Origin of the sequence: Glycomyces mayteni (genome assembly GCF_042428885.1) — a bacterium.
GTDB classification, from domain to species: Bacteria; Actinomycetota; Actinomycetes; order Mycobacteriales; family Micromonosporaceae; genus Glycomyces; species Glycomyces mayteni.
Map to the genome: position 1 here is coordinate 455,592 of NZ_JBHMBP010000003.1, position 17,572 is coordinate 473,163.

General features: G+C 72.1%; 17 protein-coding genes. 8 read left to right on the forward strand and 9 right to left on the reverse strand.

Translation table 11 applies throughout. From position 1 onward, the window contains the following. Nucleotides 1-138 precede the first annotated feature (138 nt). The 3 genes from ACFFXY_RS14645 to ACFFXY_RS14655 form a co-directional block, all read right to left on the reverse strand. Nucleotides 139-567, reverse strand: a complete 429-nt coding sequence (locus ACFFXY_RS14645) for an organic hydroperoxide resistance protein (protein WP_382351704.1) — start codon at nucleotides 565-567, stop codon at nucleotides 139-141. Nucleotides 568-579: 12 nt separating this feature from the next. Further along, nucleotides 580-1,026 (reverse strand): MarR family winged helix-turn-helix transcriptional regulator, encoded by a 447-nt coding sequence (locus ACFFXY_RS14650; protein WP_382351707.1) that lies wholly within the window; start codon nucleotides 1,024-1,026, stop codon nucleotides 580-582. Between the two features lie 77 nt (nucleotides 1,027-1,103). After that, entirely contained in the window at nucleotides 1,104-1,661 is a 558-nt protein-coding gene (locus ACFFXY_RS14655) for a TetR/AcrR family transcriptional regulator (RefSeq protein ID WP_382351710.1), read from the reverse strand. Nucleotides 1,662-1,789: 128 nt separating this feature from the next. On the opposite strand from ACFFXY_RS14655, the gene ACFFXY_RS14660 reads away from it, so the two are divergent. The 3 genes from ACFFXY_RS14660 to ACFFXY_RS14670 are packed head-to-tail and all read left to right on the forward strand — an operon-like array spanning nucleotide 1,790 to nucleotide 3,868. Then, nucleotides 1,790-2,212, forward strand: coding sequence for a hypothetical protein (locus ACFFXY_RS14660; protein ID WP_382351713.1), 423 nt, complete (start codon nucleotides 1,790-1,792; stop codon nucleotides 2,210-2,212). 60 nt (nucleotides 2,213-2,272) lie between these two features. Continuing rightward, entirely contained in the window at nucleotides 2,273-3,346 is a 1,074-nt protein-coding gene (gene ychF / locus ACFFXY_RS14665; RefSeq protein ID WP_382351716.1) for a redox-regulated ATPase YchF, read from the forward strand. Nucleotides 3,347-3,355: 9 nt separating this feature from the next. After that, nucleotides 3,356-3,868 (forward strand): hypothetical protein, encoded by a 513-nt coding sequence (locus tag ACFFXY_RS14670; protein WP_382351719.1) that lies wholly within the window; start codon nucleotides 3,356-3,358, stop codon nucleotides 3,866-3,868. A 143-nt stretch (nucleotides 3,869-4,011) separates the two neighbouring features. Here ACFFXY_RS14670 and ACFFXY_RS14675 read toward each other — a convergent pair whose 3' ends face one another. After that, the gene (locus ACFFXY_RS14675; RefSeq protein WP_382351722.1) at nucleotides 4,012-4,365 is read right to left on the reverse strand and encodes a pterin dehydratase; all 354 of its coding nucleotides are present in this window, start codon (nucleotides 4,363-4,365) and stop codon (nucleotides 4,012-4,014) included. Between the two features lie 438 nt (nucleotides 4,366-4,803). On the opposite strand from ACFFXY_RS14675, the gene ACFFXY_RS14680 reads away from it, so the two are divergent. Beyond that, nucleotides 4,804-5,208, forward strand: coding sequence for a (deoxy)nucleoside triphosphate pyrophosphohydrolase (locus tag ACFFXY_RS14680; RefSeq protein WP_382351725.1), 405 nt, complete (start codon nucleotides 4,804-4,806; stop codon nucleotides 5,206-5,208). A gap of 17 nt (nucleotides 5,209-5,225) precedes the next feature. Here the strand turns inward: ACFFXY_RS14680 and ACFFXY_RS14685 are convergent, their stop codons facing one another. Continuing rightward, the gene (locus tag ACFFXY_RS14685) at nucleotides 5,226-6,425 is read right to left on the reverse strand and encodes an alanine racemase (protein WP_382351728.1); all 1,200 of its coding nucleotides are present in this window, start codon (nucleotides 6,423-6,425) and stop codon (nucleotides 5,226-5,228) included. Between the two features lie 507 nt (nucleotides 6,426-6,932). Here ACFFXY_RS14685 and ACFFXY_RS14690 point away from each other — a divergent pair. Beyond that, nucleotides 6,933-7,340 (forward strand): RidA family protein, encoded by a 408-nt coding sequence (locus ACFFXY_RS14690; RefSeq protein ID WP_382351731.1) that lies wholly within the window; start codon nucleotides 6,933-6,935, stop codon nucleotides 7,338-7,340. 31 nt (nucleotides 7,341-7,371) lie between these two features. Then, nucleotides 7,372-8,967 (forward strand): N-acyl-D-amino-acid deacylase family protein, encoded by a 1,596-nt coding sequence (locus ACFFXY_RS14695; RefSeq protein WP_382351734.1) that lies wholly within the window; start codon nucleotides 7,372-7,374, stop codon nucleotides 8,965-8,967. Here the strand turns inward: ACFFXY_RS14695 and ACFFXY_RS14700 are convergent. Continuing rightward, nucleotides 8,964-9,362 carry a MerR family transcriptional regulator gene (locus ACFFXY_RS14700; RefSeq protein WP_382351737.1) on the reverse strand — a complete coding sequence of 133 codons (399 nt, stop codon included), beginning with the start codon at nucleotides 9,360-9,362 and terminating at the stop codon, nucleotides 8,964-8,966. The two genes, ACFFXY_RS14695 and ACFFXY_RS14700, sit on opposite strands and share 4 nt — an antisense overlap. A 56-nt stretch (nucleotides 9,363-9,418) precedes the next feature. On the opposite strand from ACFFXY_RS14700, the gene ACFFXY_RS14705 reads away from it, so the two are divergent. Beyond that, a complete protein-coding gene (locus ACFFXY_RS14705; protein WP_382351739.1) occupies nucleotides 9,419-10,549 on the forward strand; it encodes an alkene reductase in 1,131 nt (376 codons plus the stop codon). 61 nt (nucleotides 10,550-10,610) lie between these two features. Here ACFFXY_RS14705 and ACFFXY_RS14710 read toward each other — a convergent pair whose 3' ends face one another. Continuing rightward, entirely contained in the window at nucleotides 10,611-13,949 is a 3,339-nt protein-coding gene (locus tag ACFFXY_RS14710) for a S8 family serine peptidase (RefSeq protein WP_382351742.1), read from the reverse strand. Nucleotides 13,950-14,432: 483 nt separating this feature from the next. After that, nucleotides 14,433-15,200: a hypothetical protein gene (locus ACFFXY_RS14715; protein ID WP_382351744.1), complete on the reverse strand. Its 768-nt coding sequence runs from the start codon at nucleotides 15,198-15,200 to the stop codon at nucleotides 14,433-14,435. Between the two features lie 41 nt (nucleotides 15,201-15,241). On the opposite strand from ACFFXY_RS14715, the gene ACFFXY_RS14720 reads away from it, so the two are divergent. Further along, entirely contained in the window at nucleotides 15,242-16,363 is a 1,122-nt protein-coding gene (locus ACFFXY_RS14720) for a DNA recombination protein RmuC (protein ID WP_382351746.1), read from the forward strand. Between the two features lie 150 nt (nucleotides 16,364-16,513). On the opposite strand, the gene ACFFXY_RS14725 is transcribed toward ACFFXY_RS14720, so the two are convergent. Beyond that, on the reverse strand, nucleotides 16,514-17,476 hold the full coding sequence (locus ACFFXY_RS14725) for a 4-hydroxy-3-methylbut-2-enyl diphosphate reductase (RefSeq protein WP_382351749.1): 963 nt from the start codon (nucleotides 17,474-17,476) through the stop codon (nucleotides 16,514-16,516). Between the last annotated feature and the right edge of the window lie 96 nt (nucleotides 17,477-17,572).

The window sequence follows — 17,572 nt, forward strand, 5'->3', positions numbered from 1 at the left end:
CTGTCGGACCCCTGCGGCAGGGTTGTTGCCGGGGGCGCTGCGGATGTCCGTTTTACGCAGAACCGCCGAGGCGCACCCGTTTCACGTTCGAGGGCCCGGCATCGCATCGCGGTGCCGGGCCCTCGTCATTGGTCGTGCCTAGTCGTCGGCGGCCTGGACCAGGTCGATCTCCACGACGATGTTGCCGCGGGTGGCGTTGGAGTAGGGGCAGACCTGGTGGGCCTTCTCCACGAGGGCCTGCGCGGTCTCGCGGGGGGCGCCGGGGGTCGAGACCTCCAGGATGGCGTTGAGGCCGAAGCCCTCGCCCTCCTTGCCGATGCCGACGCTGGCCTCCACGGCGGACGCGCCGAGGTCGACCTTCGCGGCGCGGGCGACGGCCTGGAGCGCGGAGTGGAAGCACGCGGCGTACCCGGCGGCGAAGAGCTGCTCGGGGTTGGTGAGGCCGCCGGGGCCGCCGAGCTCCTTCTGGATGGCGAGGTCGAGGTCGATGAGGCCGTCGTCGGTGGCGACGTGGCCGTTGCGGCCCTCGCCGGAGGAGACGGCGTGCGCGACGTAGAGCGGTTCCATGGTGTTTCCCCTTTACTCGGAGGCGGTTTCGCGGTGTCTGACGGATGCGGTGAACTGGTTGAGCCGGTCGCGCAGGGCGACGAGCTCGTCGTACGACATGCCGGAGGCGGAGCCGACCACCTGGGTGATCTCGCAGCCCTGGCTCTCCAGCTCGGCGCCGCTGGCGGTGAGGTGGACGGTGACGCGGCGCTCGTCGCCCGATTCGCGGCGGCGCTCGACGAATCCGGCGGCCTCCAGGCGTTTGAGCAGCGGCGAGACGGTGCCGGAGTCGAGCTGGAGCTCCTCGCCGATGTCGCCGACGGTGCGGCCGTCGGTCTCCCACAGCAGCATGAGGACCAGGAACTGCGGGTAGGTGAGCCCGAGCCGGTCCAGCATCGGGCGGTACAGCCCGACGACCGCCCGGGAGGCGGCGTACATGGCGAAGCACGCCTGCTCGCGGAGTCTCGGTGTCGCGTCCATGAGAGAAACATAGCGCACAACTCAATTGTGCACAACATAAAAGAGTGTGACGTGCTGGTCAGGCCTTCCGGCGGCGACTATTCGCCGAGGAGGGTGGCGGTGGCGACGGCCTTGAACGCCTCCTCGGGGTTGTCCATGACCCCGGGCGGGAAGTTCCCGGCGATGAGGAGCCCGGCGAAGCCGTGCGCGAGCGACCAGGCGGCCAGCGCGCGGACGTTGAACACGGCGCCGGGGACGGCGCCGGTGCCGCGGTGGAGGGCGTCGCGGGAGCGGGCCTCGGCGCGGAGGAGGTCGGGGTCGTCGGCGTGGAGCAGCTCGGGCCGGAACATGACTTCGAAGTGGGCCTTGTGGTCGATGGCGAAGCGGACGTAGGCGCCGCCGACGGCGTGGAAGTCGCCGGTGGACTCCCAGGCGCGTTCGAGCGCGTCGGCGAAGCGGTCGAAGCCCTCGGCGGCGACGGCGGTGAGGAGCCCGGCCTTGTCGCCGAAGTGGTGGGCGGGCGCGGCGTGCGAGACGCCGGCGCGCTTGGCGACGGCGCGCAGGCTCAGGGCGCTCGGGCCGGCCTCGGCGACGGCCTCGACGGCGGCGTCGATGAGGGCGCGGCGGAGGTCCCCGTGGTGGTAGCGGTCGGTCACGGTGACCACTGTAGCGCGTATCTTGACAGTGTCAAACGCCACTGGCCAATGTCAAGATTTTAACTTGACACTGTCAAGACACGTGGGTACCTTCAGATCAGCACCGCCACGAGATTGGAAGCCCCCTGATGTTCGAGTCCGCCTTCGCCCTGAGCGACGCCTCCCGCCTCCTCGCCGGGATCGTCCTGCTCACCGTCGTCACCATCGAGTTCGGCGGCACCTTCCTGGTCCGGATCGCCAGCGGCAAGGTGCCCTTCACCGAGTTCCAGAAGTCCTTCTCCCGCGCCGGGCACGCCCACGCCGGCGTCCTCGTCATCTTCAGCCTCGTCGGCCTCGTCCTCGCCGACGCGACCGCCCTGGACGGCGCCTGGGGCTGGATCGCCCGCGCGGGCGTCCCCGCCGCCGCGATCCTCATGTCCGGCGGGTTCTTCGCCGCCATGGCCGGGAAGGGCCGCACCGAGCCGAACAAGGCGATCGCGCTCCTCTACGCGGGCGCGGCGAGCCTCGCGGCCGGGACCCTGACCCTCGGCGTCGGCCTCCTGTCCGCCTGAGCCCACATCGCGAGGTCGCGCCGCATGCCCGCGGCGCGGCCCCGCTTAGAATCGGTTCTCGTGAAACTCAGCATCGGTATCGTCGGCCTGCCCAACGTCGGCAAGAGCACGCTGTTCAACGCGCTGACCCGCTCGGACATCCTCGCGGCGAACTACCCGTTCGCGACGATCGAGCCGAACGTCGGCGTCGTCGCCGTCCCCGACGACCGGCTGCCGAAGCTGGCCGAGATCTACAGCTCGGAGAAGATCCTCCCGGCCACCGTCACGTTCGTCGACATCGCCGGCCTGGTCAAGGGCGCCTCCGAGGGCGCGGGCAAGGGCAACCAGTTCCTCTCCAACATCCGCGAGACCTCCGCCATCGCGCAGGTCGTGCGCGTCTTCGAGGACGGCAACGTCACCCACGTCGACGGCAAGGTCTCCCCCGTCGACGACATCGAGACGATCAACACCGAGCTGATCCTCGCCGACCTCCAGACCGTCGAGAACGCCATGAAGCGCCTGGAGCGCGAGGCGCGCATGAACAAGGACGCCAAGCCGAAGCTGGAGGCCGTCCAGGCCGCGCAGGCCGTCCTCGACTCCGGCCGCACCGTCTTCGCCGCCGGACTCGACACCGAGCTGCTGTACGACCTGCACCTGCTCACCGCGAAGCCGTTCATCTACGTCTTCAACGTCGACGAGGACCAGGTCGCCGACGAGGAGCTGGCCGCGAAGCTCCGCGCCCTCGTCGCTCCCGCGCAGGCCGTCGTCCTCGACGCGAAGTTCGAGTCCGAGCTCATCGACCTCGACGAGGCCGAGGCCCTGGAGCTCCTGGAGTCCACCGGCCAGACCGAGCCCGGCCTCGACCGCCTCGCCAGCGTCGGCTTCGCCACCCTCGGCCTCCAGACGTACCTCACCGCCGGGCCCAAGGAGACGCGCGCCTGGACGATCAAGCAGGGCGCGACCGCCCCCGAGGCCGCCGGCGAGATCCACACCGACTTCCAGCGCGGCTTCATCAAGGCCGAGATCGTGTCCTTCGACGACCTCGTCGAGGCCGGCACCATGCAGGCCGCCAAGTCCGCCGGCAAGGTCCGCATGGAGGGCAAGGACTACGTCATGGCCGACGGCGACGTGGTCGAATTCCGCTTCAACGTCTAGGAGCACGGCATGACCGACCCCGCCCCCGGGAGCCGGTGGCACGTCGCCGCCGACGGCACAGTCCTCAAGTCCTACCCGAAGGCCCTCGACCACACCGACACCCGGCGTGAACCGCCGCAGGGCCTGAAGTACCTCCGCTACGCCACCGAACGGCCGGTGGCCCTCGCGGACCTCCAGGCGATGGACGAACGCGTCGCGCGGTCCATGGCCGGCTTCGGGCGGCTGACCGCGGTGACGCTGGTCGCCGGGGTGCTCGGCATCGCCGGAGTGCTGGCCGGGTGGATCGTGCTCCCGCTGCTCGGCGCCCCCGACGCGGCGGGCGTGACGTTCGTCGTGTCGGTCCCGCTCGTGGCGGCCGGGTTCCTGGCCCTGGTGATCGTGCCGGGCGCGATGCGCGGCAGTGTGAAGCGGGCCGGCGCGGCCGCGGGCCTCGCGCCCGATCCGGCGCAGGTCGTGAAGGAGCCCGAGGCGCGGGCGGTCCTCGACGCGCCCGGGACGGTCTCCGGTCCGGCCGCGCGGTAAGCGGCGCAAGCGAAAAGGCCCGCACGAGGTGCGGGCCTTCGTGATGTTCGGCGGATCGCCGGGAGGTGGGGTTCCCGGCGGTCCGCCTTGTCGTTGCCACCGTTCCGGTGGTGGTCCGCCGCTCGCGCGGTGCGGACCGGCCGCTACTCGCCGCGCCTGAGCCAGCGGAAGCGGCCCTTGGCGAGACCGGTCTCCTCGGCCGCGAGGTCTCCGGCCATGGTGATGTAGGCGGTCTCGACGCGCCCGGCGAAGGTCACGTCGGTGAGGCTGAACCCGCCTTCGCGGGCGAGCACGATGAGCGTGGCCTCGTCGGTCCGCCGCACGTCCGGGCGGACGCCGAGCGTGTCGGCGAAGATCTTGATCTGCTCCGCGAGCTCGGCGTGCTGGGAGTCGTCGAGCGGCAGCGACCGCGAGAGGCGGCCGTCGTCCGCTACCCAACCGTTGAGCTCCCTCAGTGCATCCAGCAGCACGTTGTCGTCTTGCTCCGTTCTCCCCATGGCACCGTCGCCATTCATGTCGCCGTTCCGAATCGCCGCGTCCAGCAGAGCTGTGCCCTGCCGGAGCAGGGCCGCGACCGATCAGTAAGGTTGGTCTGACAGCGACCCGGCAGTCACGAGGGGCGTTCGTGTCTGAATTGTCGCCGGATCTTTATCATTTCTGAACCGAGTCTTCCGCGTTGTTCAGCTTCTGTCCAGACCGGCAAACGGGATTAATCAGGTATATCGGAAATACAGGGACAGTTCTTGTCTGGTTCTGTGCCGACGGACACGATTCCTGACCACCCGGCCCATGCGATATCAACCGAACGTATGAACAACAGGATGCTCACTAGCCATCACGCATCGTCATCGTTCGTACGAAAGATAACGAAACGCCTTCAGCACGGCAACGGACCCATCCGACGCTCCCGGGCCACTGGCCCTAGACTCCTGCCGGTGAGCGAAGCACCCGCGCCCCGCATCGTCGTCGGCGCCGCCATCCGCGACGGCCGCACCATCCTCGCCGCCGCCCGCGCCTACCCGCCCGCACTCGCCGGGCTCTGGGAGTTCCCCGGCGGCAAGCTCGAACCCGGCGAGACCGAGGCCGAGGCCCTGCGCCGCGAGTGCCGCGAGGAGCTCGGCGTCGACATCACCGTCGGCGACCGCGTCACCGGCGACCTCACCACCGGCGACGGCCGCTACCTCCTGCGCGTCTACTACGCCGACCTCGCGGGCGGCGAGCCGCACGCGAAGGAGCACGCCGAACTGCGCTGGCTCGCGCCCGACGAGCTCGACTCGGTCCCGTGGCTCCCGGGGAACCGCCCGGCGGTCGACGCGATCCGCGAGGCGATGGGCGCGTAGGCGCCCGGCGGCAGGCGTCAGAAGAAGGTCCGGACGGCGTCGATCACGGTCCCGGTCTCCTCGTCCACGACCGGCAGCAGCCGCCACTTGTCGAAGCCGGTGCAGGGGTGGGAGAGGCCGAGGCGGACGGTGTCGCCGACGGCGAGGCGGTCCACGGCGCCGGTGAGGAACAGGTGCTGGTCGCTGATCTGCGGGCACTGAGCGTCCTTGAGCCCCAGCGGGATCGGCAGGTCCTGGTCGTACGGGAAGTCGCGGCGGCCGCCGTCGAGGATCGCCAGTCCCGGTTCGGGCCTTGAGATCACGCGCGAGCGCCCTTCGAGGGCCGGGCGCAGCCGCGGGCCGTCGCCGCCGCGCGCGGTCGGGGTCATGCGGGCGTAGAAGCCGTGGTCGTGGACGAGGTAGGAGCCCGAGCGCAGGAGCACCTCGGCCCGGTCGGCGAACGGGCCGAGGATCACGGCGACGCGGTCGAAGTAGGCGCTGCCCCCGGCGCTGAGGACGGGCCGGTCCGTCTCGAAGTCCAAGGCCTCGAACAATGTCACGAGGTCGCCCAGGTAGTCGTCGACGGCGGCGATCGAGGCGGCGTCGGTCCCGCTCGCCACGGCCCCTTCATAACCGGCGACCCCTGCGAGCCGCAGGTGCGGCGCGGCCTCGATCTGCGCGGCGACGGCCAGCGCCTCGGCGACGCTCCGCGCCCCGGCCCGGCCGCCCGGGCTTCCGAGCTCCACGTACACGTCGAGCGGCCCGGCCCCGGAACCCCTGACGAACGTCAGGGGTGCTTCGGAAAAAAGTCCGATGGCAGTGCCTTCACCAGCCCATACGCTTAGTCGTGCAAGCTCGGCCGGATCGGCGATCTGGTTGGCGACGACGATGCGGGGCACGCCGAAGTGACGGGCCACCCCGGCTTGAAAGGAGGTGGCAACGGTAATCGCGGCAGCGCCGGCATCCAGCTGGCGGCGCCACAACTGCGGAGCCATGGTGGCCTTGCCATGAGGGGCAAGCGCAAGCCCCCGGTCGGCACACCACGTGGCCATGGCCCGCAGATTGTGCTCAAGCGCCTGGTCCGATATCGATACGAGGGGGGTGGGGAGGGTGGGGGTGGGGGGCCCCGAAGCGATCCACTCGCCGACCGTGAGCCCGTAGGCCGCGGCCGGGACGCCCTTGTGGCGGAAGTCGAGGACCTCATCGCGGAGCGCGTCGAGGCGGGCGATGTCCATCATCGGCGACCGGCCAGGACACGCGGCGCGGCCGGGAGGCCCGTGGCGCTGGGTGCGTGGAGCCGGGCCCGGCGGTCGGCGCGATCGCGAGGCGCGCGGTGGCGGACCTCGGCGGTGGGCGGGTCGAGCCGCGGTCGGCGGTCGGCGCCGTCGTGATCAGGGCCGAGGTGGATCGCTGCGGCGGACGGGGCGAGGCGGGTCCGGCGGCCAGCGCCGTTGCGGAGCGCGCCGTGGCGGGCCTCGGCGGTGGGTGGGTCGAGCCGGGTTCGGCCACCGGATTCCCCGCGGGCCGCGACTGGAGGAAGCTTCGCGAATGGCGGGCGGGGCCGGGTTGGGCGGCCAGCGCCGTCGCGGGCCGCGCCGTGGCGGGCCTCGGGGGTGGGCGGGGCGGGCCGCGGTTGGCGGGCCGCGTTGTGGCGGGTGTCCGTGGGGGGTTGGTTGGGTCGGGTGTGGTTGATGGGTTCACCGCCGTTGGTCGGGCCGCCGTTTATTGGAAGGTATCTTCACTATATGACCGAGAAGATCGCGATCCGCACCGACGCCGCTCCCGCCCCCGCGCACGCCTTCCCGCAGGGGGTCCGCAAGGGCCCGCTGCTCACCGTCTCCGGGCAGGGGCCGGTCGATCCGGCGACCGGCGAGTACCTCTTCCCCGGCGACGTGAAGGCCCAGACCCGGCGGACGCTCGACAACGTCGCGGCGATCGTGGAGTCGGGCGGCGCCACGATGGCCGACGTCATGACGCTCCGCGTGTACCTCGCCGACCGCGCCGACTTCGCCGCGATGAACGAGGTCTACGAGGCGTTCCTCGAAGAGAAGATCGGCGCCGCCGCGCCGTTCCCGTGCCGCACCACCGTCATCTGCACGCTCCCGAGGGCCGAGATGCTGGTGGAGGTCGACGCCCTGGCCTGCGTAGACTAGCCGGACTTTTGCCGACGGGGAGGGGCGCGCAGTGACCGCAGGAGACTTCGTCATCCGGGGCGCCGCCGTCGCCGACGGCACCGGCGCGCCCCTCTACCGCGCCGACGTCGCCGTCCGCGGCGGCCGCATCGCCGGGATCGGCGAGCGGCTCGACGGGGCGCAGGTGATCGACGCGGGCGGGCTCGTGCTCGCGCCCGGGTTCATCGACATGCACGCCCACTCCGAGCTGGCGGTCCTGACCGACCACGACCACCTCGCCAAGCTCGGCCAGGGCGTGACCCTCGAAGTGCTCGGCCAGGACGGCCTCTCCTACGCGCCCGTGGACGAGGCCACCGCGCCGCAGATGCGCGACGCCATCGCCGCCTGGAACGGCCGCCTCGACGTCGAGCACGACTGGCGCACCGTCGGCGAGTACCTCGACCGCCTCGACCGGGGCATCGACGGCCGCGGCATCCCCGTGAACGCCGCGTACCTGGTCCCCCACGGCACGGTCCGGATGCTCGCGATGGGCTGGGACGACCGCCCGCCCACAGGCACGGAGCTCGCCGCGATGAAAGCCCAAGTGGCCCAAGGCATGGAGGAGGGCGCGTTCGGGCTCTCTGCCGGGCTCAGCTACACGCCCGGGATGTACGCGGCCACGGCGGAGCTCGTGGAACTGTGCACAGTGGTCGCGCAGTACGGCGGCTACTTCGGGCCCCACCAGCGCAGCTACGGCGCGGGCGCGATGGAGGGCTACGCGGAGATGATCCAGATCGCCCGCGAGGCCGGGTGCGCCCTGCACCTCGCCCACGCCACCCTGAACTACGAGGTCAACGCGGGCCGCGCCGCCGAGCTCCTCAAGCTCGTGGACGAGGCCCTGGACGAGGGCGTGCCCGTCAGCCTCGACACCTACCCGTACCTGCCCGGCATGACGATGCTCGCCGCGCTTCTGCCGAGCTGGTCGCTCGCCGGAGGCTATGGGGCCCTGAGGGAGCGGCTCGCCAGCGCCGAGACGCGGGCGCGGATCGTCCACGAGCTCGACGTCACCGGGACCGACGGCGCCAACGGCGTGCCCGGTCACTGGGACCGGTACGAGATCGCGGGCGTCGCCGACCCCGGGCTGCGCGGGTACGTGGGCAAGACCGTCGCCGAGGCGGCCGGGGGGCGGCGGCCCGCCGAGTTCTACCTGGATCTGCTGGTGCAGGACGACTTCGGGACCGGGTGCCTCATGCACGTGGGCAACGAGGAGAACGTGCGCGCCATCATGCGGCACGGCGTCCACACGGGATCGTCGGACGGCGTGCTCGCCGGGGACAAGATCCACCCCCGCGCCTGGGGTTCCTTCGCGCGCTATCTCGGGCACTACACGCGGGAGCTGGGGCTGTTCAGCGTCGAGGAGTGCGTGGCCCACCTGAGCGGCCGCCCCGCCGCGGTCCTGGGCCTCGCCGACCGCGGGCTCGTCAAGGAGGGTTTCGCGGCGGACCTGGTGCTCTTCGATCCGGACACTGTGGACGCGCAGTCGACGTTCGCCGAACCGCGTCGGCAGGCCGCGGGCATTCCGTACGTCTTCGTCAACGGCGCCTTGGCGGTCGACGGCGGCGAGCGCACCGGGGCCCTCGCGGGCGGGGCGGTCCGGAAGGCGGCCTAGCGGGGGGCCGTCGACTCGGCCAGGGCGCCCTGCGCGGCCGGGAGGGCCGCGGTGGCGATGACCTCGTCGAGGATCGCGCGGGTGCGGTGGAGGTCGGCGATGGTGCGGTCGATGCGCTCGCGCTCGGCCATGAGGTCGCGCGCGAGGCTCTCGGTGGTCAGCTCGTTGGGGCCGCCGTCCTCGTCGTGGATGCACGGCAGGACCGAGGCGACGGTGGCCGAGTCGAGACCGGCCGCGAACAGGACCTGGATGCGGATGACCCGGTCCACGGCCTTCTCCGCGTAGTCGCGGTGGCCGCCGGGGGTGCGCTCGGAGGCGAGCAGGTCGCGCTCCTCGTAATAGCGCAGGGACCTGACGGAGACGCCGGTCCGCTTCGCGAGCTCACCGATTCGCATGGCGTGCCTCACAATCCCTTGAACCTCACATGGGTGTCAGGTTCTACGGTACCCGCATGACGAACGCAACCACCGCTCAGCACCTCCCGGAGTCCGCCGCGCAACGCCTCTTCGAGCCCGTCAGGCTCGGGGCCCTGGAGCTCCCCAACCGCATGGTCATGGCCCCCATGACCCGCAACCGCGCCACGTTCGCGGGCGTGCCGCTGCCGCTCATGGCCGAGTACTACGGCCAGAGGGCCACCGCGGGCCTCATCGTCGGCGAGGCGAGCACCCCCTCCCCCGCCGGGTTCACGTACCCGGAGATCGCCGGGCTCTACGACGACGCGCAGGTCGAGGGCTGGCGGGCCGTGGCCGACGCGGTGCACGCGGGCGGCGGGCTGCTGGTCCTCCAGATCGAGCACGGCGGGCGCATCGGGCACCCCGACAACAACCCGGGCGGCCTCCTGCCGCTCGCGCCCTCGGCGGTGCGGCTGCCGGGCGGCATCCACACGCCCACAGGGCATCAGGAGGCGCCGGTCCCGGTGGAGATGACCGAGGCGGACGTGAAGGCGACGGTGGGCGAGTTCGCGGCGGCGGCCCGGAACGCGCTGCGGGCGGGCGCGGACGGCGTGGAGGTCCATGCGGCGAACGGGTACCTGCTCAACCAGTTCCTGTCGTCGAGCACGAACCGGCGCGCCGACCGGTACGGCGGCTCGGTGGCGAACAGGATCCGGTTCGTCGTGGAGGTCGCGGAGGCCGTCGCGGCGGAGGTCGGCGCGGCGCGGACGGGGCTGCGGATCTCGCCGTGGAACACGGGGAACGGGATCGACGTGTCCGACAGCGCCGAGGTGTTCCCGGCGCTGCTGGACGCGGTGTCGCACCTGGGTCTGGCGTATCTGCACATCGGGCGGGCGCTGCCGGGCGAGGCGCTGTTCGGGGAGTTGCGGCGGCGCTGGGCGGGGCCGCTGGTCGCGAACCCGGAGCTGGGCGAGGAGCTGCCGATCCCGGCCGACGGGGGCCTGTCGCGGGGGCTGCAGCTGCTGGAGGCGGGGGCGGACGCGGTCGCGTTCGGGCGGGCGTTCCTGGCGAACCCGGACCTGGTGGAGCGGTACCGGAGGGGCGCGGCGCTGACGCCGGTGCGCGAGGACCGGTCGATGTACGGGCGGGGCCCGGAGGCGTACACGGACTACCCGTTCCTGTCCGCTTGAGGCGCAAGGGGAAGGCCCCCTGCCGCGGGTGCGGCAGGGGGCCCGGGTGTTCAGTCGGGTCTCAGCAGTTCAGCTCCTCCAGGGTGAAGCTGAGGTCGGCGGTGTCGCCGGCCGGGAGCGCGAGGCTCCCGAAGTCGGCGGCGTAGCCGTCCTTGGAGGCGATGACCGTGAAGTCGCCCTCGGGGAACCAGTAGGAGTAGTCGCCGTTCTCGTCGGTCCAGAAGTGGAAGCGGTCGCCGTCGGCGCCGCGGACCTGGACCTGGACGTCGCCGAGCGGGACGGTGTCGCCCTCGCAGGTGGCGGCGAGGACGGTCCCGGTGACCTTGCCCTGCTCGACGGTGGGGACCACGAGCATGGAGACGTCCACTGCGGGCGACTCGTTGGGGCTGGTGTAGTTCGCCGTCAGGACGGCCGTGTAGGTGCCGGGCTGGTCGACGCCCGCGTCGGCGGTGGCGCTGGTCTTGACGGTGACGGTGACCGTGGCCCCGGCGGGGACGGTGACCGCGTCGACGCTCGTGGTCAGCCACGAGGTGTCGCCGGGGTAGCCGTAGCCGAGGATGGCGAAGCCGCCGTCGGAGACCGAGAACGTGACGTCGCCGTCGGCGGTCCCGGTGTTGGTGAGCCGCAGCCGGGTCGACCAGGTCGCGCCCTGCTGGACGTAGGTGCTGACGGAGGTCGCGGAGATGCTGATGTTCGCGACGCCGATCGCGAAGTCCGCGGTCGTCACGGCGTCGGGGACGATCGCGACGTCCTCGGTGGCGGAGCCGTAGTCGGCGACGACGGCCTTGAACTCGCTCGGGCCCGAGCCGGGCGCGAACGTCCAGTAGGAGCCGTCGGCGTCCGTGACGGCGGCGTACCCGGACGCGGTGTGGGTGACCACGGCGTCCGCGATGGGCTCGCCGGTCTCCAGGTCGGTCACGGTGCCGCGCACCAGGCCGCCCTCGATGGCGGTGCAGTCGCGGGAGGTGCCGACGAACACGTCGTCGACCTGCCACCACCACGCCCACGTGGTGTTGTCGTTGTAGTGGAACTTGACCTGCGCCGCGGTCGCGTCGGCCCACTCGGACAGGTCGATCTCGACGGTCTGGTCGCGGACGTTCGCGGTCGGGGCCCACACGGTCTCCCACGTGGCGCCGGCGTCGGGGCTGAAGAGGACCTCGGCGACGGTGTTGTAGGAGCCCTTGTAGTAGTCGGTCGCGAAGGACAGGACCGGTTCGTCGGCGGCGGACAGGTCGAACACCGGGGAGACGAGGTCGGAGTCGAGGAGCTTCCCGCCCGATCCCTGCTCATCGGAGTCGGCGATGGCGAACCCGCCGGAGCCGGGGGTGCGGTTGCCGCGCCCGCCGGGGTCGTCGAACGTCCACGGGTTCTCGGCGCGGTTGACGACGGTCCAGCCCGCGGGGGCCGTGCCGCCCTCGAAGCCGGAGCCGAGGGGCTCGTACCCGTAGCCGGGCGCGGTGCAGTCCTCGGTGATCGGGACCTCGATGACGAGGTCGTTCGCGGAGACCACGCCGGTGGTGACGGTCTGGTAGCCGGGGTAGTCGGCGTCGACCACGAGGTCCCACTCGCCGACCGGGAGGGTCAGCGAGAACTCGCCGGTGTCCGGGTCGGTGGTCGTGGAGACCTCGCCGCCTTCGGTGGAGACGGTGGCCGCGAGGGGCCAGCCGTGGCCGGAGCCGTCGACGACGGTGCCGCTCACGGTGCCCGAGTCGACCTGCGTGAGGACGGCGTCGAAGACCGCGGACTGGTCCGCCTCGACGGTGACGGTGCCGGTGGCCTGCGCGTACCCGAACTTGTCGACGGTGACCGCGTACGTGCCGGTCGGCACGACGGGGAGCGCGAACGCCCCGTCGTCGCCGGTGGTCGCGCGGCGGGTGAACTCGCCGGTGAACACCAGGTCGGCGTCCGCGACGGGGGCGCCATCCTGGTCGGTGACGGTGCCGGAGATCGATCCGGTGTCGCCGATCGGGGAGGCGAGGACCGCCGCGAGCGCGTCGAGCTTCCCGTTGCCCCACACGTTGTTCAGGTCGGCGGTGCCGCCGCACTGGTCGTCGTCCACGGGGACGGCGGTGCCGGTGAGGGCCTCGTAGACGCCGTCGTAGTCGCCGTCGAGCGCCGGTGCGGCCGAGAGGATCAGGGCCACGGCGCCGACGACGTGCGGTGCGGCCATGGAGGTGCCGCTCTTGAGGCCGTAGCCGGTCCCGGGGATCGCGGAGCGGACCGCGACGCCGGGGGCGGCCAGGTCGGGCTTGACCTGCCCGTCGCGGCCGGGGCCGCGGGCGGAGAAGTACGCGATCTCGCCGGCCGCGTCGTAGGCGCCGACGCCGATCACGTTCGGGTACAGGCCCGGCGAGCCGGCCGACTCGCAGCCCTCCTCGCCGTTGTTGCCCAGGGACATCACGGGGATGATCCCGGCGGCGTGCCACAGGGCCACGACGTCCTCGTAGAACGGGTCATCCACGGAGGCGGTGGTGCCCCACGAGTTGTTGACCACGTCGGGCGCCTTGGACGGGTCCGGGTCGGAGCCGTCGGCCTTGGTGGGCGCGGCGATCCACTGGCCCGCGTCCAGGAGCGCGTCGGCGCTGGGGCAGCAGCCGTTCACGGCGATCCACTCGGCGCCGGGGGCGACGCCGATCTGGTTCCCGGCCCCGTCGTCGCCGACCATGGTGCCCATGGTGTGGGTGCCGTGGCCGTTGGTGTCGCAGGGGGCGTCCCCGGCGCAGGCGTTCGCGACGTCGAAGAAGTTGTAGTCGTGCGTGAAGGTGCCGTCGCCGTTGTTGCCGCGGTACTGGTTCACCAGGGCCGGGTGGTCGTAGTCCACGCCGGTGTCGATGGAGGCGACGACGACGCCGGTGCCGTCGTAGCCGAGGTCCCACACGTCGGGGGCGTTGATCGCGTCGACGCCCCACTCGGTCGCGGTGGTCCCGAAGCCGCTCTCGGGCACGGGGTCGATGAGCTCGTACTCGGGCGCCTGGACGAGGGCGTCCACATTGGCGACCTGCACGAGGTCGGCGACGAGGTCCTTGCCGCCGGTGGCGCGCACGGTGTTGGAGCCCCAGTAGGATTCGTAGTCGACACCTGACTGCTCCAGGAGGTCGATCACGTCCTTCTGCGAGGCTTCGGCGAACTCCTGGGCCGCTGCAACGGCCTCGGAGCCCTTCTCGGTCTTGGTGTCTGCGGCGAGGGCGGGGCCGAAGTCGGGGGCGCCGTCAAAGCGCACCCAGATCTCGGCCTCGCCCTCTGACTCGATCGCCGCCAGCAGGTCGGCGGCGACCTTGTCGTCTATCAGTGCGTCGGTGTCGGACTCGGCGAAGGCCGCGGTACCGGGCATGGCCGATACCAGCAGGCCCGCGGCCGCAGCCGCGAGCGCCCTGCGCCATCGTCGTTGCGGATTCGTCACGACGGCTCCTGTTCTGTTGGGCTCCGGGCGCGGGGTACGGCCCGGAGTTGGGGGGGTCGTCCGGCGCCTCGCGTGGATGCGCGGACGCCGACGAGGACACGTTGCCAGTCCACAAACGAACGCACAAGGCCCCACTTCGCACGGTTCGGTCACCGGCCGACACAACACCGGTAACGGCCGTATGCGGCGGAGCGGGCGAAGAGCCCGTACCGGAAGCGACCGGCAGAGCCCCTGAACTCGGGAGATTCCCGCGCAGCCCGGCGGAAGCGGGACGCCGCGGCGCGCGGGGTAACGCTTCGTCAACACTCCGGAAACGGAACGTAGACCCTTTGCAGTGATCAAGATCACAAGGAAGGTTGCGCGAAGGCGTTGGGGCGCTTGGGACTCACGTCGAGTAGTGGCCGCATTACCCCTTCTGCCCCCTGGGGCACGCAAAAGGCCCCCGCCCACAGGAGGGCGGGGGCCGAAGCCGGAGCGCGCGGCCTACTCGAAGCCGCCGCCGAAGTCCCCGCCGCCCCCGAAGTCGCCGCCGCCGAAGTCCCCTCCGCCGTAGTCGCCGCCCCCGTCGCCGCCGTCCGCGGACGCGTCCCCGCCGTCGGCGAGGCCGTCCTGGTAGCCGTCGGCGTACCCGCCCTCGACCGCGCCCATCGCGTAGGCCGGGGAGATCATCGCGTCGAAGATCATCATGCCCACCAGGGCGCCCCCGGCGCCCGCCAGCGCGGGCTGCCACCACGGCGTGTTGTACCAGCCGGACGGGACGGGGCGTCCGTCCACATTGCCGCCCGGGTAGTAGTGGCGGTTCTCGTCGCTGGGGTCGGGCGAGCCGGTGTACCGGCGGCCCTCGACCTCGGCGCTCACCGGCTCGGTGAGCGCGCCGGTGCGGCGCTGGCCGCGCATCGTGGGGATCTCCGGGCCCGGGTCGAGGTCCATCGCCAGGCGGGCGGCCCGCACGTAGTGCAGGCCCTCGATGGCGGTCTCGGCCGCGAGCCGGTACTGGTTGATCGACTGCGCCTGCTCAAGCTGGGAGCCGGTCGCCGTGTAGCGCTCGCCCGCGTCGGCGAGGGCCTGCCCGGCGGGCAGGTTGTCGCCGGGGGCGAGGAGGTTCATCGTCTGCCCGCCGAGGCGCTCGTGCAGGCGCCGGGCCTCGGCCTGCGCGTCGGCCAGCTCGGCGGCGGCGCGCTTCTTGTTGGACTGGACCAGGAAGGCGATGACCAGGATGGCGATCACCAGGAGGGTCAACCACAGGAACATGTACCGACTCTACCTGCGGCCGCCCGCTTAGACTGGCCCCTATGACGTGGGTCCTATTGGCGGCGGTGTGCCTCGCGGCGGGCGGGGTCGGGGGATGGTTCGCCGGGCGGTCGCGCCAGGCGGCGGAGCTGGCGGCCGCGACGGCCCGCCTGGAGGCCGCCGCGGAGAACGAGCACCGGCTCGAAGCGACCCTGCGGACGGTGGCGTACGAGGCGACCGACCATTCGCGGGAGGCCGTCGGGCAGGTCCTCGCGCCGATCGCGGACACCTTGCAGCGCTACGAGACGCGCCTGGGCGACGTGGAGAGGGCGCGCGTGGACGCGTACGCGCAGCTGCGCATCCAGCTCTCGGGCGTCGCCGACATCTCCGAGGGGCTGCGCGAGCAGACCGGGCGGCTGCTGGGCGCGCTGCGGTCCCCGCAGGTGCGCGGCCAGTGGGGCGAGGTGCAGCTGCGGCGGATCGTGGAGGCCGCCGGGATGGTCGAGCACTGCGACTTCTCCGAGCAGCACACCGGTTCGGTGGACGGGCGCGGCGTGCGCCCCGACCTGGTGGTGCGGCTGTCGGGCGGGCGGACCCTCGTGGTCGACGCGAAGGCCCCGCTCCAGGCGTACCTCCAGGCCCTGGAGGTCGAGGACGAGGCGGGGCGCGACGAGCTGCTGAAGGCGCACGCGAAGCACCTGCGGCGGCACGCGGAGGCGCTGGCGGGCAAGGAGTACTGGCGGGCGTTCGACGACACGCCGGAGCTGGTGGTCCTGTTCGTGCCCGCGGACGCGTTCCTCGACGCGGCCCTGCGCGGGGACCCGCTGCTGCTGGAGGACGCGTTCGCGCGCGGCGTGGTCATCGCGTCCCCGGCGACGCTCATGGCGCTGCTGCGCACGGTGGCCCACACGTGGCGGCAGGAGGCGCTGGCGCGGCACGCGAAGGAGGTCCACAAGCTGGGCCGGGAGCTCCACGAGCGGCTCGGCTCGGTCGCGGGGCACTTCGCGCGCCTCGGCTCGTCCCTGGAGGCGGCCGTGGGGTCGTACAACGCGGCGGTGGCGAGCGTGGAGTCGCGGCTGCTGGTGACGGCGCGGCGCTTCAGCGAGCTGGAGGTCGCGGGCGAGCCGCCCGAGTCCCCGGCCCCGGTGGTGACGCCGGCGCGGCGCCCGTCCTGGGACGAGTGAGGCGCGGCGGGCGCGCGCGCCACCCACTGGGTGGGTGGGCCAGGTGTAAGACCATCCCTAGCCCCCACCCACCCGGGGAAAGGTAGGCCCATCCTTCCCGGCGGGTCCGACAGGAACGGGCGCCGCAGGCGCCCGTGTCACCCGATCGGGTCAGGCGCGGCCGGCGGCGCGCAGGTCGGTGACGAGTTCGCGCGGGAGCTGGAAGGTGATCTTCTCGGTGACCGGCTCGAACTCCTCGACGCTGGTGAACCCGCGCTGGGCGAGGTGCGACAGGACGTCCTGGACGAGGTTGTCGGGGACCGACGCGCCCGAGGAGAGGCCCACGGTCGCGGCGCCGTCGAGCCAGTCCTCCTGGATCTCGTGCGCGAAGTCGATGAGGTGGCCCGAGCGGGCGCCGTGCTGCACGGCGACCTCCACGAGGCGCACCGAGTTCGAGGAGTTCTTGGAGCCGACGACGAGCATCACGTCGCACTCGGCGGCGATGTCCTTGACGACCTGCTGGCGGTTCTGCGTCGCGTAGCAGATGTCGTCGCTGGGCGGGCTCTGGAGCATCGGGAGGCGCTTCTTGAGCCGGTCGACGGTCTCCATGGTCTCGTCCACCGACAGCGTGGTCTGCGACAGCCACACGACCTTCTCGGGGTCGCGGATCTTCACGCCGTCCACGGCGTCGGGGCCGTCCACGAGCTGGATGTGCTCGGGGGCCTCCCCGGCGGTGCCGACGACCTCCTCGTGGCCCTCGTGGCCGATGAGGAGGATGTCGTAGTCGTCCTCGGCGTAGCGGCGGGCCTCCTTGTGGACCTTCGTCACCAGGGGGCAGGTCGCGTCGATCGCCTTGAGGCCGCGCTCGGCGGCCTGGTCGTGGACCTCGGGCGCCACGCCGTGCGCGGAGAACACGACGACGGACCCGGGCGGGACCTCCGCGTTCTCCTCCACGAACACCGCGCCCTTCGCGGCGAGCGTGTCCACCACGTGCCGGTTGTGCACGATCTCCTTGCGCACGTAGACGGGAGCGCCGTAGAGCTCCAGCGCCTTCTCGACGGTCACCACGGCCCGGTCCACGCCCGCGCAGTACCCGCGCGGCTTGGCCAACAACACTCGCTTCGGGTCTGCCACGCCTCGATGGTAACCGGACGCCCGGTTTCGTCACACCCCCCAGTTACTCTGGCCACGTGACCGCCGCAGAGCAGAGCAGCCCAGCGCAGGGCCAGG